This window comes from Blastochloris viridis, from assembly GCF_001402875.1.
Taxonomy (GTDB): Bacteria; Pseudomonadota; Alphaproteobacteria; order Rhizobiales; family Xanthobacteraceae; genus Blastochloris; species Blastochloris viridis.
Genome location: NZ_CP012946.1, coordinates 2,568,927 through 2,593,552 on the forward strand (window position 1 = coordinate 2,568,927; position 24,626 = coordinate 2,593,552).

Consider the following 24,626-nt stretch of genomic DNA (forward strand, 5'->3'; position numbering starts at 1 on the left):
TTCCAACGATTATCTCCCGTTTCCGTGTCGCACACAGCGCAACCGCCCGCCCGCGCCGGCGGCCAAGCGCCGGCCCGCGACGCGCCGGACCTCTTATCAGGCGAGACGGCGCGAGCGTCTACCGTGAGACAGGCCGGCAACACGCTCGTGATCGCCCCGGCGCTCACCGCGCCGGCGCCTCTGGCACCCGTCATCGCCACCGCATCCGGCGCCAGCCCAACAAATCCTATCGACGGAACCGGGTTGGTATGGATGAATTGGAGTCGGCCGCCCGGTTCCATGACGACACCAGAAATGACGTTAGGAGCATGAAACGATGACCGCCGAGCAATCCAACGCCAACCCTGCTCATTCGCGGTTTCACCCGCGCCCGTTCCTTATGAGAGAATGGCCGTACCTGCTGATTTTGCTCTTTGGTCTGTTTGGCGTCGCCTACACGAGTATTTCCCAAACACCGATGCGGGGATATTGGATCGCGCTCACCCCTTTCATCGGACTCGTTTGCATCATCATCCGGTGGCGCGACGCCGCGGACCGCGACGAACGGCTGCACCTCGTTTGGACGCAGTGCCTGCATTGGGTTGCGGTGCTGCTGTCCATGCAGCTGTTGTTCATCGCCGATGTCGCTCGGATGATGAATTCTGATGCCAGCGCCCTTTCTGTTCTGACGTTGCTCGGCCTCGGAACGTTTCTAGCTGGCGTCCATATCGGATCCTGGCGAATCTGCCTGGTCGGCGTCATTCTCGGCGCCGGTGTGCCGGAGATCGCATGGCTGGAGCAGTCCGCCTTGTTTCTTCTCTTGGTCGTTGTCGTCTTGGTCGGAATCGTCGCCCCGATCATCTGGCACAGCACCCACAATTTCTGGCATCATACGCCCCGCGCGAAGCCCTGAATTGCCAGTCGGCGCTGGGTCGGACTCAGAGGCCCTGAAGGCTGACCTTTCTCAGCCTCATGGTGAGGAGGCGGCAAAAGCAGCCGTCTCGAACCATGGGGCCGACCCCAACTCCAAAGTCGCCTCATCCTTCGAGACGCCCGCTTTCACGGGTTCCTCAGGATGAAGCGAGCCGGCGTCGGCGGAAGGTCACTCAAAGGCCGCGGGCATGACAAGGACAATCCCGGCATAGCCTTCTGGAATCAGCGATTACATCGACCCGTCATCAGGTCTACCCGATGCCGACGTTTGAGGATCTGCCGCCACCGGCTTCGCGATATAAAAGGAACTCGCATAATATTGCTTCAATGCGAAGCGCACGATCACGCCGATCGCTGCCGCCAGCGGCACGGCAATCAACAGGCCGACGAACCCGAACAGATTGCCGAACCCGAACAGCGCGAACATGACCCAGACCGGGTTCAGGTCGACCCGCCGGCCAACCAAGACCGGCGAGAGCAGATAGTCCGCGATGGTCTGGCCGACCAAAAAGATCGCGGGAACGGCCAGGATCAAGGTCCAGTCCGGCCAGAACTGCGCGATCGCCACGCAGGTGGACACGACCAGCCCGGTCAACGACCCCAAGTAGGGGATGAAGCCGATCAGGCCTGCTGCCGCCCCGATCAGAACACCATGGTTGAGACCAAGGATCGACAGCGCCGTGGCATAGAACGCCGCCATGATAAGACACAGCGCGCCGTTTCCGAGCACGAAGCCGCCAACCTTCTGGTCGATCTCGGCGGCGAGCGCCCGGACGGTGTCGCGCTGGGCCGGCGGCACCCAATTGTCGATGACCGCTTTGATTTTGCGCCAGTCATAGACGAGGTAACAGGTCACGATCGGGGTCACGATCGCGAGGGACAACACCGAGATCAGTTCTTGTCCGCCGGACCACGCCGAGCGCAACACTTCGCCCAGCCAGTTGTTCGTCAACTTCATCAAATCGCTGATGGATGACTCGGCGTAGCCGAGGCCTTCTCCGACGATCTTGCTCAGCCACGGTCGGCTCGGATCGGTCGCCAATCCCTGCATTTGCTTGATGTACAGGGGAAAATTGTCGACGAAATAGACGAGCTCACTGACGATGATCGGGCCGGTCAGAGCAAACAGGATGATAAATCCGGCAAGAAAACTGAAGACAAGCGCCAGCGTGGCGATAAGCCGGTTCAAGCCCAGCCGCTCCAACCACGTGGCCAGAGGGTCGAGCAAATAGGCCAACGCCGCACCGGCGACGAACGGCAGCAGCACCTCGCGCAACAGCACAACAACGCACGTGAGCGCCGCGAGCACTGCAATCCAAAAAGCGATCGGCCTTGCGAGGGTCACGTAAGTAGTATGCCGACACCGCTCGCCCCAAGTCAAATATCACCGGGGTCGGCCGCGCCGGGCCGGAGCACGGACGCCCCACAATCCACGGGACGGCGGCAGCGTCACGCCGCCGTCCCGAGCCGTGAGGCCAGAGGTCAGGCGCGTCGCGGCGCCAGCGTCACGTCCCCCTGAGCAGGCTGATCAGGATGCCGGCGAACACCGCGCTGGTGATGACGCCGCTGATGTTGGCGCCCAGCGCGTGCGGCAGGATGATGGCGTTGGGATTGTCGTGGCTGACGATCTTCTGCGCCACCTTGGCGGTGGTCGGCACGCACGACACCGCGGCAATGCCGATCACCGGATTGTATTTGCCGCCGGTGAGCCAATAGAGCACGTAGCCGCCAAGCAGGCCGCCGATCGCGGAGAACGTCAGCGCCAGGATGCCGAGAATGAGCAGGATCAGCACCTTGGGGTCGAGGATGGTGTTCGCCTCGCACAGCACGCCCAGCACAAGGCCGAGGAAGAAGGTGGCGCCGTACAGCACCTGGTTGGAGAACAGGTCGTAGAAATAGGTCAGCCCGCTCTCGCGAATGATGACGCCGAGGAACAGGCTGAGAAACAGCGGCGCCGCCACCGGGAACAGCAGCGAGAACAGCACGCAGGCGAGAACGGCGAACACCATCTTCTCGCTGCTGGAGATCGGCCGCAAATTCTCGGTCGGCATCTGGATGGCGCGCAGCCGCGCCGGCACCAGCGCCCGCACGATGTAAGGATAGCCGCCATAGGTGAGGCCGAGATAGAGATAGCCGACCACGGTGATGGCGACGAAGATCTCCGGCGCCAGGATCAGCGAGGCGAACAGCACCATCGGCCCGTCGGCGCCGCCGATGGTGGCGGTCGCCGCGGCCTGGTTGAGCGGCAGCCCGAGCATGACGCCGATCGGCAGCGTGACCAGGGTGCCGAGTTCGGCGCACACCGCCAAAAACATGCTGCGGAACGGCCGCTGCATCACGTAGCCGACATCGAGCAGCGTGCCGATGCCGAGGAAGACGAGGCAGGCGATCAGGCCGTTCGAGAACATCAAGGTGTAGATCGGCTGCAGCCAATCGATCTGCAGGATGTTGACGACGGCGTCGGTGCCGCTCGCCAGCGGATCGAGAAACAGCGTGCCGGTCTTGCCGTCCTGGAGAAACATCACGCCGGCATTGACCGTCGCCATGCCAAGGCCCATCGGCACCATCAGCAAGGCTTCGAGCACGCCCTTGTGGCCGAGATAGACCAGCGTGATGCCGAGGAAGATCAGGAACACCCGTCCGACCAGGATGTGCGGCTCGGCCGCGGCGAGCGTCGCAATGCCCTGGAACAGGTCGAGGACCGAGATGTCGAGCATGGCAGCGGCTCCTTGGCGGGGTAACGGGCGCGTCAGCGGCGGGGGGCGTGCGAGGCGTGGTGGCGGGTGCGCGACTCGCGTGCCCAGTCCTGGCCGGATTGGGCGGCGCCGAGATGGATGATGCGGTGGCGCGGCAGCATGACGTGCACCGCGGCGGTGATGGCCGCCACCACCGCGGCGCGGTCGTCCTGCACCGGCATGGCGAAATCCGGCGGCGGCGCGACCTTCTTGCGCTGGCTGCGGGCCAGCACGGCGACGATGGCGCTGATGATGCCGGCGCACAGCGCGCTGATGGCGGCCATCAGCACGAACGCGACCCCCACGGTCTGGAGCGCGAGAAACGTCGCCTCGCCCATGCCCTCGCCCATACAAGCCTCCGGGTTGGCGGCGCCGGCCTCATCCGGCACGCAGCAGAAAGGGTGTCGCCGGCGGCAGAACCCGTCAATTCCCGGCGAGTGAATGAACCAGCGCCAGCATCACCGCCGCTGCCGCCACCGAGCCGATCTGGCCGCCGGTATTGGCGCCCATCGCGTGCATCAGCAGGTGGTTCTGGCGGTCGTGCTTCTGGCCCTCGACCTGCACCACCCGCGCCGCCATCGGATAAGCCGAAATGCCGGCGGCGCCGAGCAGCGGGTTGATGCGCCCGCCCGAAAACAGGCACATCAGCTTGCCGAAGGTGACGCCCGCCACGGTATCGAGGCAGATGGCGAAAAAGCCCAGCCCGAAGATGGCGAGCGTCGACAGGCGCAGGAAATTCTCGGCCGCCATGGTGGCGCCGATGGCAAGGCCGAGAAACAGCGTGGTGATGGAGAGGATCTCGTTCTGCGACGCCTTGACCAGACGGCTGACCACGCCGCACTCGCGCAGGAAATTGCCGAGCATGATCGCGCCCATCAGCGGCAGGCCCTTGGGTGCGATCAGGCCGGTGATGACGGTGGCGACGATCGGAAACACCAGCCGCGCCGCCGGCGACACCGAGTTCTTCAGCTCCGGCATGCGGATGCGGCGCTCCCTGTCGGTGGTCAGCGCCCGCATGATCGGCGGCTGGATGATCGGCACCAGCGCCATGTAGGAATAGGCCGCCACCGACACCGGGCCAAGCAGCTCGGGCGCGTAGCGCGAGGCGACATAGATCGCGGTCGGCCCGTCGCAAGCGCCGATGATGGCGATGCTCATCGCCTGCAACTCGGAGAAGCCGACCGCTAAGGCCAGCAGCAGCGTGACGAACACGCCGCACTGGCCGGCCGCGCCAAGCAGCAGGATCTTCGGATTGGCGAGCAGCGGGGTGAAATCGGTCATCGCGCCGATGCCGATGAAGATCAACAGCGGGAACAGCTCGTTGGCGACGCCGAACTGAAAGAGCGTGCGCAGAAAGCCGGTCTCGGTCTGCGCCATCTCCTTGGCGGCGTCCGGCACGAGGTCGAGCAGCTGCAGGGTCTGGCGGGTGGCGGGCTCCAGGCCCTGCTGCATCAACTCGCTGTAGGGAATATTGACCAACAGGCAGCCGAAGCCGATCGGCACCAGCAGCAGCGGCTCGACATTCCGCTTCGCGCCGAGATAGATCAGCGTGGCGCCAACCGCCATCATCGCGAGGTTCTTCAGGCCGGCCAGCGTCAGCAGCGCCTGGACACCGACGGTCAGCCCCGCGAGGCCGTCGAGAATGGCGCCGAGCATCACCCCTCCCCGCTCACCGTGACCCGTCATCGGTGGATACGGGGAAGATCCGCTTCAACAGGCTGATGGAGCCGACCAGCACCGCCAGCATGAGGAAGGTGCCGGCGACGCCGCCGACCATCATCACCAACCCGAACGACCATTTGTCCATGCTGCCCCCGACCGCTGGCGCCGTTCAGGAAATCGTCACCAGCGGCTGGCCGCTGTCGACGGCATCGCCGGCGTTGACCAGCACCTCGGTCACGGTGCCGCCCTTGAAGGCGAAGATCGAGGTCTTCATCTTCATCGCCTCGAGCACGCAGATTTCCTGATCGGCCACCACGGTGTCGCCTGGCTTGACCGCGACCGACACCACCACGCCGGCCAGCGGCGCGCGCTGGGCCTCGCCCGCGCCGGAAAATGCCGCCGGCGCGGGCGCCGGCCCGGCCGACACCACCGGGCCGGCCATCGCCACCGGCGCGGACGGCGGAGCGTACGGCGCGGCGGGCTGTTCCCCGGTCACCTCCTCGACGAGAACGTCGTAGGCCTTGCCGTCGACGGTGATGCGAAGATGTCTGATCATGATCGTTTCCTTGAAGGCGCGAGCACGGACCGGTCAGGCGTGAGGCGTATGTGAAGCGTGTTGACGCTGGCGGATCTCGGTGGCCCAGGCGGAGTCGTGCGGCCACTCGCCGATATAGATCAGGCGGTGCGAGCCGACGATGGCGTAGGCCGCCGCCGAGATCGCCGCCACGATCGAGCCGGGAATCGTGCGCGGCACCGATGGCGCCGCCGGCGGCAGGGCGGCGACCTCCGCCGCGGCCCTGCGCCCGAGCATGACGGTGACCGTGACGATGGCAGTCAGCGCGGCCACCACCACCGTCAGCAGCACCAGCAGCAGCGCCGTCAGCTGCAGCAGCACGGCCGGATCGGACAGGGCCAGGGCGTAGGCGTCTTCCATCATTGCCGGACCACCGAGAACGTCACAGCGGGATCAGACCGTGCTTTTTGGCCGGGCGCAACTCGCGTTTGGAGAGCAGCTTGCGCAGCGCCAGCGACACCATCGCCCGCGTCATCTCCGGCTCGATGATGTCGGTGATGTAGCCCTTGGACGCGGCAAGATAGGGCGAGGCGAACTCAGCGCGGTAGTGCTCGACGAACTCGCGGCGCTTGGCCTTCTTCAGCTCCGGGTCCTCGATCGCCTTGAGATCGCGGCTGTAGAGGATGTTGACGGCACCTTCCGCACCCATCACCGCAATCTCGGCGGTGGGCCAGGCGAACACCACGTCGGCGCCCATCTCCTGGCTGCACATGGCGAGGTAGGAGCCGCCATAGGCCTTGCGGGCAACCACGGTGACCTTGGGAACGGTGGCGGCGGCATAGGCGAACAGCATCTTGGCGCCGTGGCGGATGATGCCGCTGCGCTCCTGGTCGATGCCGGGCAGGAAGCCCGGCACGTCGACGACGGTGACCAGCGGCACGTTGAAGGCGTTGCAGAAGCGGATGAAGCGGGCGCCCTTGTCGGAAGAGTCGATGTCGAGGCAGCCGGCCTTCTCCATCGAATTGTTGGCGAGCACGCCGACCACGACGCCCTCGATGCGACCGAAGCCGACGATCAGGTTCCTGGCGAAGCTGGCGTGGATTTCGAGCAGCACGCCATTGTCGAGCACGCGCCGGACGATGGCGTGCATGTCCATCGGCTCGGAGGCGTCGGACCTGACCAGCGCGTCGATGCCATCATCCGGGCCGAAGTCGATTTCCGGCCGCGGCGCGTGGGGCGGATCGTCGGTGTTGTTGCTGGGCAGATAGGACAGCAACTGGCGGGCGATCTCGATGGCATGGCGGTCGTCCTCGGCGAGCAGGTGGACGTTGCCGCTGACGGAGGCGTGCATGTCGGCTCCGCCGACGTCGTCCATGCTGACATCGCGGCCGGACACCGATTTGATCACCTGCGGGCCGGTGATGAACATCTGCGCGTTGGTGCGCGTCATGATGATGAAGTCCATCAGCGCCGGCGAATAGGCGGCGCCGCCGGCGCAAGGCCCGGCGATGATGGCGATCTGCGGCACCACGCCCGACAGCTCGACGTTGCGGTAGAACACCTCGCCATAGCCGGACAGCGCGTCGACACCCTCCTGGATGCGGGCGCCGCCGGAATCCTTGAAGCCGACCAGCGGCGTGCCGTTCTTGAGGGCGTAGTCCTGCGCCCACACGATCTTTTGGGCGTGCATCTTGCCCAGCGTGCCGCCGACCGACATGAAGTCCTGGCTGAAGGCGGCGACCTGGCGGCCGTCGACATGGCCGGTGCCGACGACCACGCCGTCAGCGGGAATGTCCTTGTCGGCCAGGTCGAAGGCTTGCGAGCCGTGGCGGATGTGGGCGCCGTATTCCTGGAAGGTGTCCTCCTGGAAGAAGGCGGCGAGGCGCTCGCGCGCCGTCAGCAGTCCTTTGCCATGCCGCTCCTGGATTTTCTTCTCGCCGCCCGCGGCCAGAAGCTGTTCGCGACGCTTCAGGAGCGTGGCACGCAATTTCTCATCAAGCGGCATGATCGAATCCGTTCCGGAACCAAGCTTCGGCAAAACAGGATTTCAGTGTGGCGCCCGCCTGTCCACCTCATCGTGACGCCCGAGCCTCGGGCCTGGCAGTCTCGACCTTGGTTCGTCGCCCTTGGATCGCGAGCCGGGCTCGTTCGTTCGGCTCGCAACAGTCGGACGGTGGAGTTTGGGCCGTCGTGGAATTGGAATCTTGGGATGTCGAACCGGGCGTCGGGAGCAGGGTAGATACCGGCGGCGCAGTTTGAAAGCCGGGCGATGCCAAAAGCAGCAATAACCCGTCCGATTGACGCGACGCTGACGGTAAATCGCCGCAGCCCCGGAGCCGGCCGGTTTGGCGTTCCGGCGCGCCGGTCTCAGGCGGCCGATGGCCGGCAGGCCGGCAGCGGCCGTGGCGCCGGCCGATCGCCGGCATCGGCCCCGGCGTCGCCGAGCCGAAGCGACAAGGCGGCGGCCGCCGCCGTCACCTGGTCGCAGACCCGCGCAAGCTGGTCGCGGTCGGCGCGCATGGTCGGCATCGAGCAGCTCAGCGCGCCGATCACGGCGCCTGAATGATTGCGAATCGCCGCGGCTACGCCGACGACGCCGGGCTGGTGCTCCTCGCGGTCGATCGCAAAGCCCTGACGGCGGACGAGGCCCAGATTCTCGACCAATTCATCCTTGGAACGGATGGTGACGTCGGTGAAGGCCTGGAGCCCCTTGTCGGCCAGGATGCGGTTCAGCTCGGTTTCCGGCAGCCACGCCAGGATCGCCTTGCCGGTGGCGGCGGCGTGGGCAGCGCCGGCCTTGGTGGCATTGTCGGTGACCACGCGAACCGCGTGCTGGGAATCGAGCTTGGCCACCGTGGTCAGGTCGTGGCCGCGCAGCACGTCGAGATGGACGGTCTCGCCGGTGCCCTGGTTCAGCGACCGCAGCGTCGGCATGGCAATCTGGACCAGATCAATCATTGCCGCTCGCGAGCGCGACAGCTCCAGCGTCTTGTTGCCGAGAAAATAGGTCCGGCCGCGCGGATTCTGGCCGACATAGCCGCGATCGAGCAGGGTCGAGATCAGGTGGTGGCAGGTCGAGGTGTTGAGATGAGTCGCGCGGGCGATCTCGTTCAGCCGCATCTCGTCGGCGCCGGTGGCCAGCACTTCCAGGATGTCGAGCGCACGTTCGACGGACTGGATGGTCCGCCTCTCGTCAGGCATCGCTGCAACGCCCTCCGTCATGAATTCCTCCGACCCCAGACCCTTCAAGCAAGGACCAAAGTCCTTTCCGTGCCCGGCGAAGAATCGACTGGCACCCTTGTAGAGTCAAGGAAACCGCATGATTTTGGAGGAATTGCGCAAGAGCGGAATTTTTCGCCCGGCAGCCGTTGTCACGAGAAATTTGTGCAGGCCGGAGCGCCAATCGTCTGGTCCTTTGCAGCGCAACTCACGACGGTTGCGCTGCAGCGACGAATTTTCCCCGGATATCGACTTTCCCTGATATCGCATCGTGCCGTCGCAGTCTTCTAAACTCGAACCGTGCGAGCAGGTGTTGCCTCACCCCGCCGTCATCGCGAGGCCGAAGATCCTGCCGGCATTTGCGGTATCGGGGTTCGAGGGTCGGCCGATGGTTGTGTTTCGTTTCGTGATGCGACTGCTGCTGCGCGCTGTGTTCCGACTCAAGATTGTTGGGCGGGATCATCTCACGTCTACTGCCGCGCAGCCGCGCCTTTATGTGATCGCCCATGACAGCTGGCTCGACCCGCTGATCGGCTACGTCCTGCTCGGCCGCGATGCCCTGCACGTATTGCCGGCGGCAGCGGCGGCCAAATGGTACCTGCGCTGGATGCTGCCCCGCGGCATCGCCGTGCTGGCGCCGACCGACAATCGCGAGGCGGTAAAACTGCGGCGTTTGGCCGCGGACCGGCATACCGTCGTTGTCTACGCGCCGAACGGCGCGGTGATCGAGGGCGACGAGCTTCAGGCGGTTCAGGACATCGCAGTGCTGGCCGATCGAATCGGCGCCGAGGTGGTGCTGATGCGGCTCGGCGGGCTCGAGCGTTCGCCCGCCACGCTGCACGCCGAGACCGCGATGCGCCGGCGCTGGCTGCCGAAGGTGACGGTCACGGTCGAGGCGCCGCGGCGGCTCGACCTCGGCAACACCCTCGGCAAGACGCGCCGGATCGCTGCCGGTCGGGCGCTCTACCTCGCGCTGTCCGACCTCCGCTTCCGCACCGCCGACACCAACCGCACGCTGTTCGGCGCGCTACGGGGGGCGGCGGACCGCTACGGCTCCGGCCACCCGGCGCTGAGCGACTCGATGGGCGCCGCCTTCAGCTACCGCACGCTGCAGATCGGCGCGCTGGTGCTCGGCCGCCTGCTGGCGCGGCGGCTGTGGCCGGGCGAGACGGTCGGCGTGCTGCTGCCGAACGCGGCCGGCACCGCTGTCACCTACTTCGCGCTGCAGTCGGTCGGCCGAGTGCCGGCAATGCTCAATTATACCGCCGGCGCCGCCAACATCATCATCGCCTGCCGCTCAGCCCAGGTCCGGCTGGTGCTAAGCTCGCGGGCGTTCGTCGAGCGGGCGCAGCTGCAACCTCTGATCGCGGCGCTACAAACCGAAACCACCATCATCTGGCTGGAGGACATCCGCGCCAAGGTCGGCCGGCTGCAGAAGCTGCGCGGGGTGCTGAGCTACCTGTTCTGGCGCCCGCGCGGCAAGCCGGACGATCCCGCCACCGTGGTGTTCACCTCGGGCTCGGAGGGCTCGCCCAAGGGCGTCGTGCTGTCGCATCGCAACATTCTCAACAACAGCGCCCAGGTCGCCTCGCGCATCGCGTTCGGTCCCGAAGACAAGCTGCTCAGCGTGCTGCCGGTGTTCCACTCGCTCGGGCTCACCGCCGGCATGGTGCTGCCGCTGGTGGCGGGGGTGAAGCTGCACTTCTACCCCTCGCCGCTGCACTACAAGCAGGTGCCCGAGCAACTGGTCGCAACCAAGGCGACCATCTTCTTCGCCACCGACACCTTCCTCGCCGGCTACGCCCGCAACGCCTCGCCCGAGGCGTTCAGTTCGGTGCGGCTGATCGTGTCCGGCGCCGAGCCGGTGCGGGCTGATACGCGGCGGGTCTACCGCGAGCGCTTCGGCCTGCAATTGCTCGAAGGCTACGGCATGACCGAGATGGCGCCGGTGGTGGCGGTGAACACGCCGATGTTCAACCGCGACGGCACGGTGGGGCCGCTGCTGCCCTTGATCGAGATCCGGATGGAGCCGGTGCCGGGGCTGGAGGGCGGCGGCCGGCTGTGGCTGAAGGGGCCGAACATGATGCTCGGCTATCTCAGCAGCGACCGGCCGGGCGTGCTGGAGCCGCCCCACGACGGCTGGCACGATTCCGGCGACGTGGTGGAGATCGACGCCGACGGCTACGTCGCCATCCGCGGCCGGGTGAAGCGTTTTGCCAAGATCGCCGGGGAGATGATCTCGCTCAACGCGGTCGAGGCGATGGTTGCCGAGCTGTGGCCGGAGGACAGCCACGCCGTGGTGGCGGTGCCCGACCCGCGGCGCGGCGAGCGCGTCGTGCTGCTGACCACCCGCATTGCGGCGCGCCGCGGCGACGTCGCCGCCTACGGCCGCAACCGCGGCGCCAGCGATCTGATGGTGCCGAGCGACGTCATCGTCATCGACCAGGTGCCGCTGCTCGGCTCCGGCAAGACCGACCACGTCGCCGCCCGCAGGCTGGCCTGCGCGCGCATGTCGGCCTAAACGGAGGGCCTGACGCGAAATCCGGCCGCGCGGCCGGATTTCGCGGCCGGTCACCGAAAGGCTCTTTCCGACCCGGAGTTTTCGGCGAGATTGGTGCCGGGATCGCGATGCGGTCTCCGGACGTTGCATTCCGCCCCGCCAGAGCATCCCCCGATGGCCAGCGAAAAAGAAATCGTCACCTCCGTTTCGATCGTCGCGAGCGGAACGCTCGCCGCCGCCAAGTTCGGCGCCGGCGTGATGATCGGCAGCCTCGCCTTGATCGGCGACGCCCTCCACAGCCTGATCGACCTCGGCGCCACCGTCGTCACCTGGTTTGCGGTGCGCATCGCCGACCGGCCGCCCGACGAGAACCACCAATACGGCCACGGCAAGGTCGAAAGTCTGGCGGCGCTGGTGCAGAGCGCGCTGCTGTTCCTGGTCGCCGGCGGCATCGCCGTCGAGGCGGTGCAGCGGCTCTACACCCCCGCCGCGCCGATGACGGTCTCGGTCATTCCGTTCGTCGTGCTCGGCGTCGAGATGGTGGTGAATGGCTGGCGGGCGCTGGCGCTGCGGCGGGTGGCGATCAAGACCGGCAGCCAGGCGCTGGCCGGCGATGCGCTGCATTTCGCCTCCGACTTCTTCGGCTCGATCCCGGTGCTGATCGGCATCGCGCTGTCCTATGCCGGCTACGGCTGGGGCGACGCGGTGGCGGCGATCGCGGTGGCGGTGCTGATCTCGGTGCTCGCCGTCCGGCTCGCCCGGCATACCATCGACACCCTGCTCGACACCGCCCCGAGCGGCGCGGCCGAGCGCGTCACCGCCGCGCTGCGCGATATCGACGGCGTGGTCGGCATCGACCGGGTGCGTACCCGGCAGGTCGGCCCCCAGCACTTCGTCGAAGCCGCGGTGTCGGTGCCGCGCACCCACACCATGGAGCGGATCGGCGAGACCAAGGCGGCGATCCAGGCCACCGTCGCCAAGCTGCTCGGCGAAGCCGACGTCACGGTGACGACCAAGGGCGTCGCGCTCGACGAGGAGACCATCCAGGAGCGCATCCACGTCATCGCCGGCAACCGCGGCCTCGCCATCCACCACGTCACCATCCACCAGCTGCCCGAGCGGCTGGCCATCGCGTTCGACCTCGAGGTCGACGGCGCCATGACGCTGGCCAGCGCCCACGAGGTCGCCACCGCGCTCGAACACGCCATCCGCGAGAAGCTTGGCCCCGGTGTCGAGGTCGAGACCCACATCGAGCCGCTACAGGCGCAGCCGCTGTCCGGCAGCGAAGCCGACAGCAAGTCGATCGCGGCGACGCTGCGGTCGCTGTCGGTCGACGACCCGCTATTGTCCGACATCCACAATGTCCGGCTGCGCCGTGGCCCCGACGGGCTGATCGTCAACTTTCATTGCCGGGCGGACGGCAAGGCCGGCATCGCCGCGGTGCATGAGGCGGTCGACCTGCTGGAGCGCCGCCTCAAGGCCGCGGCCCCCGACGTGATCCGGGTGATCGGCCACGCCGAACCGCGGCGGCAGCTATTGCCCGAACAAAATGCCGTTATGGAATGAGCACCGCCGCGCCCTCGAGGCGGCCCTCGCGCAGGTCGGCCAGCGCCTGGTTGGCCTGCGCCAGCGGATAGCGCACGATGGCGGTGGTCAGGCCGGCGCGCGGGGCGACTTCCAGGAACGAGCGGGCGTCCTCGCGGGTGAGGTTGGCGACCGAAACCAGCTGTCGCTCCTGCCATAGCAGGCGATAGGGGAAGCTCGGCACGTCGCTCATGTGGATGCCGCCGCACACCACCCGGCCACCCTTCTTGACCGCCTTCAGCGCCGCCGGCACCAGCGCCCCGACCGGGGCGAAGATGATGGCGGCGTCGAGCGGCTCGGGCGGCGCCTCGTCGGAGCCGCCCGCCCATGACGCGCCGAGCCGGCGGGCGAAGTCCTGCGCCGCCCTGTCACCCGGCCGGGTGAAGGCGAACACCCGCCGGCCCTGCCAGTGCGCGATCTGGGCCAGGATGTGGGCGGCCGCACCGAAGCCGTAGAGCCCGAGGGTCCTCGTCTCCGCCGCCCCCTCCCCCGCCATTCCCGCCGTCGCCATGCGGTAGGCGCGCCAGCCGATCAGCCCGGCGCACAGCCACGGTGCCAAGTGGGCGTCGTCCTCCGCCTCCGGCAGCGGCACGACGTAGCGGGCGTCGGCGACGGCGTGGCTGGCGTAGCCGCCATCGCGGGTATAGCCGGTGAAAAGCGGCCGGTCGCACAGGTTCTCGCGGCCGGAGGCGCAGTAGGGGCAGACGCCGCAGGTGAAGCCGAGCCACGGCACGCCGACCTTGGCGCCGAGCGCCAGGCCGCCGACGCCGGCGCCCAGCGCCGCCACCCGCCCGACCACCTCGTGGCCCGGCACCAGCGGCAGCGCCGGATCGGGCAGCTCGCCGTCGACGATATGAAGGTCGGTGCGGCAGACGCCGCAGGCGGCGACCTCGACCAGCACCTCGCCGGGGGCCGGCTGCGGCGTCGGCCGCTCGTGCGGCACCAAGCCATCGCCGGGACGTTTGAGCACCATGGCATGCATGTCCCCGCCTCCCGTGCCGCTCCGCCCTCGCCCGCCGCACCGCCCTCGCGGCGCGGCCATGCCGCCCGCGCAGTTCGAGCGGCTTTCGCATGGTCGGCGAACAGTTTACACCCGAGCTTCCAGATACCGAGAGTCACGATGCGAACTGACGCCCGTCCCGTCCGCTTGACGGATTATCGCCCCCCCGACTGGCTGGTTGATCAGGTCGAACTCGATTTCCGCCTGCATCCGACGGACACGCGGGTCACGGCCAAGCTGTCGCTCAGGCCCAACCCGGCCGGACGGCTCGACGCGCCGATCGTGCTCGACGGCGACGGCCTGACCCTGACCGGCCTCGCCCTGGACGACTGGCCGCTCGGACCCAACGCCTTCGAGGTCACGCCAAACGCGCTGACCATTCCGGTGCCGCCGCCGCGGCCGCTGGTGCTGACCATCTCGACCCGGATCGATCCCTCCGCCAACACCCAGTTGATGGGGCTCTACCGCTCGCGCGGCACCTATTGCACCCAGTGCGAGGCCGAGGGCTTCCGCCGCATCACCTATTTTCCCGACCGCCCCGACGTGCTGGCGGTCTACACCACCCGCATCGAGGCCGAGCGCGCCGAGGCGCCGGTGCTGCTCGCCAACGGCAATCTGGTCGAGGCCGGCGACGTTCCCGGCACCTCGCGCCACTTCGCAGTGTGGCGCGATCCCTTCCCCAAGCCGTGCTATTTGTTCGCCCTGGTCGGCGGCAGCCTCGCCGCGGTGCGCGACCGCTTCGTCACCGCCTCGGGGCGGACGGTCGAGCTTGCCATCTATGTCGAGCCCGGCAACGAGGGCCGCTGCAGCTACGCCATGGACGCGCTGAAACGCGCCATGCGCTGGGACGAGACCGCGTTCGGCCGCGAATACGATCTCGACGTGTTCAATATCGTCGCCGTGTCCGACTTCAACATGGGCGCGATGGAGAACAAGGGCCTCAATATCTTCAACGACAAATACGTTCTTGCCTCGCCCGACACCGCGACCGACACCGACTACGCCAATATCGAGGCGATCATCGCCCACGAATACTTCCACAACTGGACCGGAAACCGCATCACCTGCCGCGACTGGTTCCAGCTCTGCCTGAAGGAAGGCCTCACCGTTTTCCGCGATCAGGAATTCTCCTCCGACCAGCGCTCGCGCCCGGTGAAGCGCATCGCCGACGTCCGGCTGCTGAAGAGCCACCAGTTCGCCGAGGACGGCGGGCCGCTGGCGCACCCGGTCCGGCCGGATTCCTATTACGAAATCAACAACTTCTACACCTCGACCGTCTATGAGAAGGGCGCCGAGGTCATCCGGATGCTGAAAACCCTGCTCGGCTCCGAGCAGTTTCGCACCGGCATGGACCTTTATTTCGCCCGCCACGACGGCCAGGCGGCAACGATCGAGGATTTCCTCGCCTGCTTCGCCGACGCCTCGGGCCGCGACCTGACGCAGTTCGCGCTGTGGTACGCCCAGGCCGGCACGCCGGAGGTCACCATCACCGGCGCCTATGACACCCGCACGCGCTGCTATCGGCTGGAGGTGGCGCAGCTGGTGCCGGCGACCCCCGGCCAGGCGGTCAAGCAGCCCGCGGTGATCCCGCTCAAGATCGGCCTGGTCGGCCCCAACGGCGCCGATCTGCCGCTGGAGATCGACGGCGGCGGCCGCAGCGACGGCGTGATCGAGGTCGACCGCGCCCACCAGGCGTTCGTGTTCCGCAACGTGCCGGCCCGCCCGGTGCCTTCGCTGAACCGCGGCTTCTCGGCGCCAATCAAGCTGACCGCCAATCTGACCGAAGACGACCTTCTTTTCCTGATCCGGCACGACCGCGACCCATTCAATCGCTGGCAGTCGGCTCAGGTGCTGGCGATGCGGCACCTGCTCGACGCGGTGGCGGCGCGTCGCGACCGGCGCAAGCCGGCCAGCGCCGACGCGCTGATCGACGCGCTCGGACGCACCCTCGACGACGCCGAGCGCGACCCGGCGTTCGCGGCCCAGGTGCTGATGATGCCGTCGGAAGCCGACATCGCCCGCGAGATCGGCTCGGACGTCGACCCCGACCTCATCTTCGCAGCGCGGCGCGATCTGCGCGCCGCGCTGGCGCGGGCGCTGTCGGAGCGGCTGTGGCGGCCGCTGCACGAGGCGGCGACCACCGCGCCCTACACGCCCGATGCCACTGGTGCCGGGCGCCGGGCGCTGCGCAATGCCTGCCTCGACCTCATCGCCACCACCGGCACGCCACCGGCGCTGGCGGCGGCATTGCGCCAAGTCGAGACCGCCGACAACATGACCGAGCGGTTCGCCGCGCTGTCGGTGCTGACGCTGAACGGTGCCGACAGCCGCGAGGCGGCGCTGGCGCGGTTTTACGAGCGCTACGCCGGCGATCACCTCGTCATCGACAAATGGTTCGGGTTGCAGGCCTCCATCGCCGAGCCGGGCACGCTCGAGCGCGTGCGCGACCTGATGAGCCATCCGGCGTTCTCCGCCGCCAACCCCAACCGGGTGCGCGCGCTGGTCGGCACGTTCGCGATCGCCAACCAGACCCAGTTCAACCGCTCCGACGGTGCCGGCTTCGAACTGGTCGCCGAGGTGGTGCTGGCAACCGATTCCAGAAACCCCCAGCTCGCCGCGCGACTGTTGTCGGCGTTCAAGAGCTGGCGGGCGCTGGAGCCGACCCGGCGCGCGGCGGCCGAGGCGGTGCTGCGTCGAATCGCCGCGTCCGACCCACTGTCGTCGGACGTGCGGGACATCGTCGAGCGCTCGCTCGGCTGAGGCCGTACCCCGGTCCGGATGCACCGACCGTCGGCGCAACCTACCTCGACACCCGCCGACGGTCGCATTCGCATCTTTAATCGGACAGGTTGAAGCCCGGCGTACTGGGAACCGTTCTTGACTCCTCGAATCTCTGGACAAGGTACCCCCGATTCGATTCCAATCGGGGTGATTCGGAGAGATGCGGCAGTCCCTCCAGGTCAAATCGATGGGACTTATCCGACGGAGGCCGGCGATGGCTCGCGCCCGGGCAGCCAACGCGTCTGTGCGTCATCCGCACGTCAGCGGTATTGCACAGTCACTCGCCCGCCCCGCTTACCAGCGGTTGCTGAGGGCTGAACCGTTCCTTCAGCGAGCGGTTCCAATTCTCATTTTGGTGTTCCTGCTCACCGTCGGCATCGGCGCGCTGATGCAGATCAACGACGGCCGCGCGCGCGCCGTCGCCAACGCCAAGACCGACATCGAGCTGCTGGTTCACGCAGTCACCGACGAGCTGCTCACGGCGGCGTCCGCCACCAGCGCAACCGCGGCGCTCGCGCTGTCGCTGCCCAAGGCGGCGGCCATGCCCGGCCGCGCCGTGCTGGTCAGCGACCACTCCGGCAACATCGTCGCCGCCTGGCCCGACCCGCGCAGCGGCCACGGCCACACCCTGGCGGAGGTGCTCGGCACCGGCCAGCCGCTGACGACGTTCGCCGAGCGCGCCGGCGTGCTGCAGGTGGTGCTGACCAACGGCGCCGACGCCATCGCCACGGTGCGGACGCTGAACGGGTCCTACGGCCAGGTCGCGGTGATCCAGACCATCGACGACGTGCTGATCAGCTGGCGCTCCGACACCGCGCTGCTGGTGACGCTGTTCTCGACCACCGGCTGCATCCTGCTGATCCTCGGCTTTGCCTTCCATTGGCAGTCGTCGCGGGCACGCGAGGCCGACGCCATCTACGACATCGCGCGCCAGCGCGTCGACACCGCGCTCAACCGCGGCCGCTGCGGACTGTGGGATTGGGACATCGCGCGCGGCCGGGTGTTCTGGTCAAACTCGATGTACGAACTGCTCGGGCTGTCGCCGCGCGACGCCATGCTGGAGTTCGGCGACATCAACAAGCTGGTCCACCCCGATGACGGCGATCTCTACGACATCGCGACCCAGCTGGTGAGCGCGGACGAAGGCACCATCGACCGCATGTTCCGGATGCGCCACGTCTCAGGCCAATGGCTGTGGCTGCGGTTCCGCTGCCAGGCGGTGCGCGGCGCCAGCGACGCCGAGGTGCGGCTGGTCGGCATCGCCGTCGACGTCACCGAGCAGAAGCAACTGGTCGACGCCACCAAGACCGCCGACGCCCGGCTGCGCGACGCCATCGACGCCATCTCCGCCGCGTTCGCGCTGTGGGACGCCGACAAGCGGCTGGTGCTGTGCAATTCGCAGTATCAAAGGCTGCACGGGCTGCCGAACAGCCATGTCCAGCCCGGCACCGCGCTGCACGTGGTGATGGCAGCGAGCCGCGACGCCATCACCCGCACCCAGGATAGCGGATCGGACGAGGCCGGCTGCCGCACGTTCGAGGCCGAGCTGGAGGACGGGCGCTGGTTCCAGTTCGCCGAGCGCATCACCAAGGACGGCGGCTTCGTCTCGGTCGGCACCGACATGACCGCGCGCAAGCGCCACGAGGACCGGCTGCTCGACAGCGAGCGGCGGCTGATGGCGACGGTCGCCGATCTGCGCAAATCGCAGCAGAAGCTGGAACAGCAGACCCAGCAGCTCGCCGACCTCGCCGGCAAGTACGCCCGCGAGAAGACCCGCGCCGAGGAGGCCAACCGCGCCAAGTCCGAATTCCTCGCCAATATGAGCCACGAGCTGCGCACGCCGCTCAACGCCATCATCGGCTTCTCCGAGATCATGGAGAACGGCATGTTCGGCGAGCTCGACGCGAAATATTACGAGTACTGCCAGGACATCCGCGCCAGCGGCCAGCATTTGCTCGACGTCATCAACGACATCCTCGACATGTCGAAGATCGAGGCGGGGCGGATGATGGTCCACCCCGAGCCGATGCGGCTCGACGACGTCATCACCGAGACGCTGCGAGCGATCGCCATGCGCGCGGTCGACAAGCGGCTGTCGGTGTCGGCCGACCTCACCTCCGGGCTGGTGCTGCACGCCGACCGCCGCGCCATGAAGCAGATCCTGCTCAACCTGCTGTCCAACGCCGTGAAGTTCACGCCGGAAGGCGGCCGCATTTCGGTGCGGGCGCGCGCCGGCGGCAGTTTTGTGGTGCTGGTGATCAAGGATACCGGCATCGGCATCCCGCGGGCGTCGATCGCCAAGCTCGGCCGGCCGTTCGAGCAGGTGCAGAGCCAGTTCACCAAGAACCACAAGGGTTCCGGCCTCGGCCTCGCTATCGCGATGTCACTGATCGAGCTGCACAGCGGCGCGATCAAGATCCGCTCGAGCGAAGGCAACGGCACCAAGGTGATGGTACGCCTGCCGCTGCACCAGGGTCAAAAGGCCGCGGCGTAATACCTGCGGCCCTGACGACTGACGTTGGTCGGCCTCATGGCGAGGCGAAGCAGCCGTCTCGAACCATGAGGCGAACGTCAGGCGTTGGAAGGCCAAGCTGACAGGCCGCAGCGTAAGGCGCTCGGCGCTCAGCCGGGCTGGTTGCCGAGCAGGCGGTCGAACACGGTGCGGACTTTGGCCTGCGTCTCGCGCAGGTGGGCGTCCAGCGTCGCGAAATCGGGCACGTCACCCGCCCGCGTCAGCAGCGCCAGCAGGTTGGCCCCGGCGGTGTTGGGGTCGAACGGCGCCGACAGGCACAGCCGCAGCACCTGCGTCAGGTTCTGATAGAGCCGCACCGCGCCGCGCAGCGTCTCGGCGTCCTCGACCGGGATCAGCCCGAGGCGCAGCGCGCCGTCGAACACGCGGCCGGTGTTGGTGTCGAACAGCTCGGGCTGGTCGGCGCCGTAGACCAGTTGCAGGTACTGGGCGATGAACTCGAGGTCGACCAGCCCGCCGGCAGCGTGCTTGAGGTCCCACGCCTCGCCCTCGCCCTTTTCCTCGGCGATGGCGCGGCGCATTTCCACCACGTCGCCGGCGATCGCGTCCGGATCGCGCGGCTGCGCCAGCACCTCGCGAATGCTCTCCTCCACCCGCGCGGCGAAATCGGGCGGCGCCGAGATCACCCGCGCCCGCGTCAGCGCCATGTGCTCCCAGGTCCAGGCTTCGGTGAGCTGGTAGCTGCGGAAGCTGTCAAGCGAGGCCGCCAGCGGGCCGGAACGGCCGGACGGCCGCAGCCGCATGTCGACGTCGTAGAGCTTGCCGACATTGGTCTGCACGGTGAGCGCGTTGATCAGCCGCTGCGTCAGCCGGGCGAAATACTGTGCGCCGTAGAGCGGGCGCGGACCGTCCGACTCCGGGTGCTCCTTGTCGAACTCGTAGAGCACGATCAAATCGAGGTCGGAGCCGGCGGTCATCTCGCGGCCGCCGAGCTTGCCGAGCGCCAGCACCGCGGTCGCCATGCCCGGCACGCGGCCGTGCTGGGCGACGAAGCGGTCGAGCACGTGGGCGTGCAGGAAGCGCACCAACGCCACCGCGAGGCGGGCATAGGCGGCGCCGGCCTGCGTCGCGGTCAGCGTGCCGGACAGCACGCGCATCGCGATCAGGATCTTCTGCTCCTGGCCGAGCAGGCGGATGCGATCGAGGAAATCCTCGTCGCTCGCTGCGTCGGCCAAGGTGGCGGCGAAGCGCTGCTCCTGGGTGTCGCGATCCGGCAGCGGGCCGAAGAAGGCGGGGTCGAGCAGCGCGTCGAGCACCTGCGGGCGGCGGGCCAGCATCTCGGCGATGCGCGGCGCGGTGCCCATCACCGAGGCGAGCAGGCGCACCAGATCCGGATTGCGGCGCAGCAGCGTGAGCAGGCGCAACGCGCCGCCGAGCCCGGACACGAACCGGTCGAACGTCGTCAGCGCCACGTCGGCATTGCCGCTCGAGGCGAAGCCATCCAGCAGCGCCGGCACCAGATCGGCCAGCAGCGCCCGCGACGCCTCGCTGCGCAGCGCGCGCGGCCGGCCGGCGAGCCATTCGCGCACGATGAAGCTGGCCGCCAGCGGATCTCTGAATCCGAGCCCCTTGAGGGTGTCGAGCGTCTCCTTGTCGTCGCGATCGTCGGGAAAGCGGAAGGCGCCCTCGACCTGCGCCACCGGGGGAGCATCCTCGAACAACCCGGCATAATGGCGCTGCACGGTGCGCAGATGCGGCAGGATAGCGTCGGCGAAGGCGTCGCGGCCGTCATGCCCGAAGAAGCGCGCGAAGGCGTCGAGGGCGTGGGTCTCCTCCGGCAGCGACTGGGTCTGCTCGTCCGCCACCATCTGCAGCCGGTGCTCGACCGCGCGCAGAAATTCGTAGGCTGCGGTCAGCTCGTCGCGCGCCGCCGGCGCGATCCAGCCGCCTTCGGCCAGCGCCGCCAGCGCCGCCAGGGTCTGGCGCAGGCGCAGGTGGGCGTTGCGTCCGCCGACGATGAGCTGCTGGGTCTGGGCGAAGAACTCGATCTCGCGAATGCCGCCGCGGCCGAGCTTGACGTTGTGGCCCTCGACCGCGATGTCGTCGTGGCCGCGATAGGCGTGGATCTGCCGCTTCATCGCGTGGACGTCGGAGATTGCGGCGTAGTCGAGGAAGCGGCGCCAGATGAACGGCACCAGCTCGTCCAGGAAGGCGGCGGCGGTGGCATAATCGCCCGCGCACGGTCGGGCCTTGATGTAGGCCGAGCGTTCCCAGGTCTGCCCCTCGCGCTCATAATAGTGAAGACCGGCGATGGTGGTCATCGCCACCTGAGTGGAGGCCGGATCAGGCCGCAGCCGCAGGTCAACGCGGAACACGTAGCCGTCAGCGGTGCGCTCCTGCAGCAGCTTGACCAGGCCGCGGGTGATGCGCACGAACAGCGGTCCAACCTCGACGCCGGGGCGAAGCGGGGCGCGCTCGCGATCGTAGAACACCACCAGATCGATGTCCGACGAGTAATTGAGCTCGCCGGCGCCCATCTTGCCCATCGCCAGCACGAAATAGCCGGAGCCGCGCTCGGGTTCTGCAGGATCGGGCGGCACGAGCTTGCCCTCGCTGGCCGCCGCCAGCAGCAGCCGGCGCAGCGCCGCCTGCACCGCGACGTCGGCGATCTCGGTCAGCGCGCCGGTGACGCGGGCCAGATCCCACACCCCGCCGATGTCGGCGAGCGCGATCAGCAGCGCCGCCTCCTGCTTCATCAGCCGCAGCGCGCGCATCGCCCCGGCGTCATCGGGCGAGGCCACCACCGCGGCGCGGGTCTCCTCGATCAGCGCCGCCAGCCGCTCCTCGGGCGCCGACGTGAACAGCCGCACAAGCCGGGCCGGGTCGGTGGCGGCAAGGTCGTAGAGGAAGGGCGAGCCGCCGGCGATGCCGGCGAGGACGCGCCGCGCCAGCGGGTAGGCATCCACCAGTGCGGCAACGTCATCGTGCTTGAGGAGATCGTCGAGGCGCGGCTCGGATGCGGCAGGGTCGCCGACCAGCGGGGCGGCGGTCAGGCGAACGGCGAGGGCCGACGCCGCGTGCGCCGGGCAGGCGATGGCCGGTCGGGGGGCGGCAGGATACGTCATGCCGCATCTCTAGCACCCCGAGGCAATGTGATCACCACTTTCAGGCCAGGATTGTTGTCCGAAAGTGCCAAGCTACCGCCATGCAGGCGGGCAACCGCGGATGCCAGCGACAAACCGAGCCCGGAGCCGGGTCGGGAGCGGCTGGATTCGAGCCGAACGAATCGTTCGACCGCCCGCGCGCGGTCTTCGGCGGCAATGCCGGGGCCGCGGTCGGCGACCGACAGCTCGACCCCGCCCGGCACGGTGCGGGCGGCCAGGGTGATCGACGGCGGCGAGGCCGGGTCGGTGCCCGCCGGCACGCCGTATTTCAGCGCGTTGTCGACCAGATTGGCGAGCGCCTGACCGATCAGCTCGCGGTTGCCGCGCAGCGGCACCGGCGCCGCGACGTCGACCGTCAGGGTGGCGCCCCTCTCCTCGGCGACCGGGTCGTAGAGTTCGCCGACGGTCTGCACCACCTCGGCGGCGTCGAGTTCGGTCATCTCGCCGTCGAACCGGCCGGCCTCGGAGCGCGCGATCATCAGCAGCGCGTTGAAGGTGGCGATCAGGCCGTCGGCCTCGGCGATGGTGTCCTCCAGCGCGCCGCGCCAGTCGTCCTCGGTGCGGGCGGTGCGCAGCGCCTCCTCGGCGCGGTTGCGCAGCCGGGTCAGCGGCGTCTTGAGATCGTGGGCGATGTTGTCTGACACTTCCTTCAGGCCGCGCATCAGCCCTTCGATGCGCTCCAGCATGGCGTTGAGCGATGAGCCGAGGCGGTCGAACTCGTCGCCGGTTCCGGCGACCGGCAGGCGTTCGGACAGGTTGCCGGCCATGATCGCCTCGGCCGAGGTGCCGATGGCGTCGACCCGCCGCAGCACGCGGCTGGTGACGAACACGCCGCCAGCAATGCCGAGCACCACCACGATCACGATCGCCCACCGCATCGGCGGCGCCATCACGCCATGGATACGCTCACGCTCCTCGAGGTCGCGCCCGATCACCATGCGAAAACCGCCCGGCAGCAGGAAGGCCCGCGCCATCGCCCGCAGCTCGCGGCCGTCGGCCTCGTCCATCCGCCGGTAGCGGATCTGCTCCCAGCCGGAGGCCGCGAGGTGCTTGCCCGGCAATTCGGCGATGTTGCCGGCCAGCGTCTCGCCCTGGAAGGTGGTGAGAAGGTAGATGTTGGAGCCGGGCTGGCGCGAACGCCAGTCGATCACCGCCGCCAGCCGCCTGATGCCGCCGCGGGAATAAATCTCCGACAGCGCCGCGATCTCGGTATCCAGCGTTTCCTGGATCTGGCTGAACACGAGGTTCTGGGTGTGCCAGCCGAGATAGGCCACCAGCGAGGCCGCAAACGCCAGGAACACCGCCAGATACACGGCCATCAGCTTGAAGGCCGTGGTGCGGAACAGCTTACCGAGCGCTGTCACGGATCACGTATCCCGCCCCGCGCATGGTGTGCAGCAGGGGCTTGGCGAAGCCCTTGTCGATCTTCGAGCGCAGCCGCGAGACGTGGACGTCGATGACGTTGGTCTGCGGGTCGAAATGATAGTCCCACACGTTCTCCAGCAGCATGGTGCGGGTCACCACCTGGCCGGCGTGGGTCATCAGGTATTCGAGCAGCCGGAACTCGCGCGGCTGCAGCGCGATCTCGGTGCCGGCGCGGATGACGCGGCGGGCGAGGCGGTCGAGTTCAAGATCGCCGACCTTCAGCACGGTGGCGGCGGCGGCCGGGGTGCGGCGGCGGCCCAGCGCTTCGACGCGGGCGAGCAGCTCGGAAAAGGCGTAGGGCTTGGGCAAATAGTCGTCGCCGCCGGCCCGGAGGCCGCGGACGCGGTCGTCGACCTGGCCGAGCGCCGACAGGATCAGCACCGGGGTATGACGGTCCTCGGCGCGCAGGGTCTCGATCACCGACAGTCCGTCGCGCTTGGGCAGCATGCGGTCGACCACCAGCACGTCGTAGTCGCCTTCGCGGGCCATGTGCAGGCCCTCCTCGCCATCACCGGCGTGGTCGGCGAGATGGCCGGATTCGTTGAAGGCCTTGACGACGTATTCGGCCGCGGCCGCGTCGTCCTCGATCACCAGAATGCGCATGGCCGGATCCGTGGAGGTCGAGCCGGCGACTCGAGCAGGCGCGACTCGGGCAGCGGC

The 24,626-nt window shown here is 68.1% G+C and carries 18 protein-coding genes; 5 read left to right on the plus strand and 13 right to left on the minus strand.

Features of this window, described 5'->3' with window-relative positions:
* The first annotated feature begins 316 nt into the window (after nt 1–316).
* Entirely contained in the window at nt 317–892 is a 576-nt protein-coding gene (locus tag BVIR_RS11255) for a hypothetical protein (protein WP_055037748.1), read from the plus strand.
* A 249-nt stretch (nt 893–1,141) separates the two neighbouring features.
* On the opposite strand, the gene BVIR_RS11260 is transcribed toward BVIR_RS11255, so the two are convergent.
* The 9 genes from BVIR_RS11260 to BVIR_RS11295 all read right to left on the minus strand — a co-directional run bounded on the left by BVIR_RS11260 (nt 1,142) and on the right by BVIR_RS11295 (nt 9,045).
* Entirely contained in the window at nt 1,142–2,257 is a 1,116-nt protein-coding gene (locus BVIR_RS11260) for an AI-2E family transporter (protein ID WP_145911992.1), read from the minus strand.
* Nucleotides 2,258–2,417: 160 nt separating this feature from the next.
* Nucleotides 2,418–3,629 carry a sodium ion-translocating decarboxylase subunit beta gene (locus BVIR_RS11265; protein ID WP_055037750.1) on the minus strand — a complete coding sequence of 404 codons (1,212 nt, stop codon included), beginning with the start codon at nt 3,627–3,629 and terminating at the stop codon, nt 2,418–2,420.
* Nucleotides 3,630–3,661: 32 nt separating this feature from the next.
* Entirely contained in the window at nt 3,662–3,997 is a 336-nt protein-coding gene (locus tag BVIR_RS11270; RefSeq protein WP_058124837.1) for a hypothetical protein, read from the minus strand.
* Between the two features lie 73 nt (nt 3,998–4,070).
* Nucleotides 4,071–5,303, minus strand: a complete 1,233-nt coding sequence (locus BVIR_RS11275) for a sodium ion-translocating decarboxylase subunit beta (protein WP_082417041.1) — start codon at nt 5,301–5,303, stop codon at nt 4,071–4,073.
* Between the two features lie 13 nt (nt 5,304–5,316).
* The gene (locus tag BVIR_RS16895) at nt 5,317–5,454 is read right to left on the minus strand and encodes an OadG-related small transporter subunit (RefSeq protein WP_156331042.1); all 138 of its coding nucleotides are present in this window, start codon (nt 5,452–5,454) and stop codon (nt 5,317–5,319) included.
* A gap of 24 nt (nt 5,455–5,478) precedes the next feature.
* Nucleotides 5,479–5,865, minus strand: coding sequence for a biotin/lipoyl-containing protein (locus BVIR_RS11280; RefSeq protein WP_055037752.1), 387 nt, complete (start codon nt 5,863–5,865; stop codon nt 5,479–5,481).
* Between the two features lie 33 nt (nt 5,866–5,898).
* Nucleotides 5,899–6,246 (minus strand): hypothetical protein, encoded by a 348-nt coding sequence (locus BVIR_RS11285; RefSeq protein ID WP_055037753.1) that lies wholly within the window; start codon nt 6,244–6,246, stop codon nt 5,899–5,901.
* A gap of 19 nt (nt 6,247–6,265) precedes the next feature.
* The gene (locus tag BVIR_RS11290) at nt 6,266–7,828 is read right to left on the minus strand and encodes an acyl-CoA carboxylase subunit beta (protein WP_055037754.1); all 1,563 of its coding nucleotides are present in this window, start codon (nt 7,826–7,828) and stop codon (nt 6,266–6,268) included.
* 362 nt (nt 7,829–8,190) lie between these two features.
* Nucleotides 8,191–9,045 (minus strand): IclR family transcriptional regulator, encoded by an 855-nt coding sequence (locus BVIR_RS11295; RefSeq protein WP_060832983.1) that lies wholly within the window; start codon nt 9,043–9,045, stop codon nt 8,191–8,193.
* 385 nt (nt 9,046–9,430) lie between these two features.
* On the opposite strand from BVIR_RS11295, the gene BVIR_RS11300 reads away from it, so the two are divergent.
* Complete coding sequence (locus BVIR_RS11300; protein ID WP_055037756.1) at nt 9,431–11,563, plus strand: AMP-binding protein; 2,133 nt, start codon at nt 9,431–9,433, stop codon at nt 11,561–11,563.
* Between the two features lie 153 nt (nt 11,564–11,716).
* Complete coding sequence (locus tag BVIR_RS11305) at nt 11,717–13,108, plus strand: cation diffusion facilitator family transporter (protein WP_055037757.1); 1,392 nt, start codon at nt 11,717–11,719, stop codon at nt 13,106–13,108.
* Here the strand turns inward: BVIR_RS11305 and BVIR_RS11310 are convergent.
* Nucleotides 13,098–14,108 carry a zinc-dependent alcohol dehydrogenase family protein gene (locus BVIR_RS11310; protein WP_055037758.1) on the minus strand — a complete coding sequence of 337 codons (1,011 nt, stop codon included), beginning with the start codon at nt 14,106–14,108 and terminating at the stop codon, nt 13,098–13,100. The two genes, BVIR_RS11305 and BVIR_RS11310, sit on opposite strands and share 11 nt — an antisense overlap.
* Nucleotides 14,109–14,246: 138 nt before the next feature.
* Between BVIR_RS11310 and pepN the strand changes: the two genes are divergently transcribed.
* Both pepN and BVIR_RS11320 read left to right on the plus strand, forming a co-directional pair.
* Entirely contained in the window at nt 14,247–16,886 is a 2,640-nt protein-coding gene (pepN, locus tag BVIR_RS11315; protein WP_055037759.1) for an aminopeptidase N, read from the plus strand.
* 376 nt (nt 16,887–17,262) lie between these two features.
* On the plus strand, nt 17,263–19,401 hold the full coding sequence (locus BVIR_RS11320; protein WP_335338120.1) for a PAS domain-containing sensor histidine kinase: 2,139 nt from the start codon (nt 17,263–17,265) through the stop codon (nt 19,399–19,401).
* 128 nt (nt 19,402–19,529) lie between these two features.
* Here BVIR_RS11320 and BVIR_RS11325 read toward each other — a convergent pair whose 3' ends face one another.
* Genes BVIR_RS11325 through BVIR_RS11335 form a run of 3 tightly spaced genes read right to left on the minus strand, consistent with a single transcriptional unit; the run spans nt 19,530 to nt 24,569 of the window.
* Nucleotides 19,530–22,502, minus strand: coding sequence for a bifunctional [glutamine synthetase] adenylyltransferase/[glutamine synthetase]-adenylyl-L-tyrosine phosphorylase (locus tag BVIR_RS11325; RefSeq protein ID WP_055037760.1), 2,973 nt, complete (start codon nt 22,500–22,502; stop codon nt 19,530–19,532).
* Complete coding sequence (locus tag BVIR_RS11330; RefSeq protein WP_055037761.1) at nt 22,499–23,905, minus strand: sensor histidine kinase; 1,407 nt, start codon at nt 23,903–23,905, stop codon at nt 22,499–22,501. The genes BVIR_RS11325 and BVIR_RS11330 overlap by 4 nt, the downstream gene beginning before the upstream one ends.
* Complete coding sequence (locus BVIR_RS11335) at nt 23,889–24,569, minus strand: response regulator transcription factor (RefSeq protein ID WP_145911991.1); 681 nt, start codon at nt 24,567–24,569, stop codon at nt 23,889–23,891. Before BVIR_RS11335 ends, BVIR_RS11330 begins: the two co-directional genes overlap by 17 nt.
* Nucleotides 24,570–24,626: the final 57 nt, after the last annotated feature.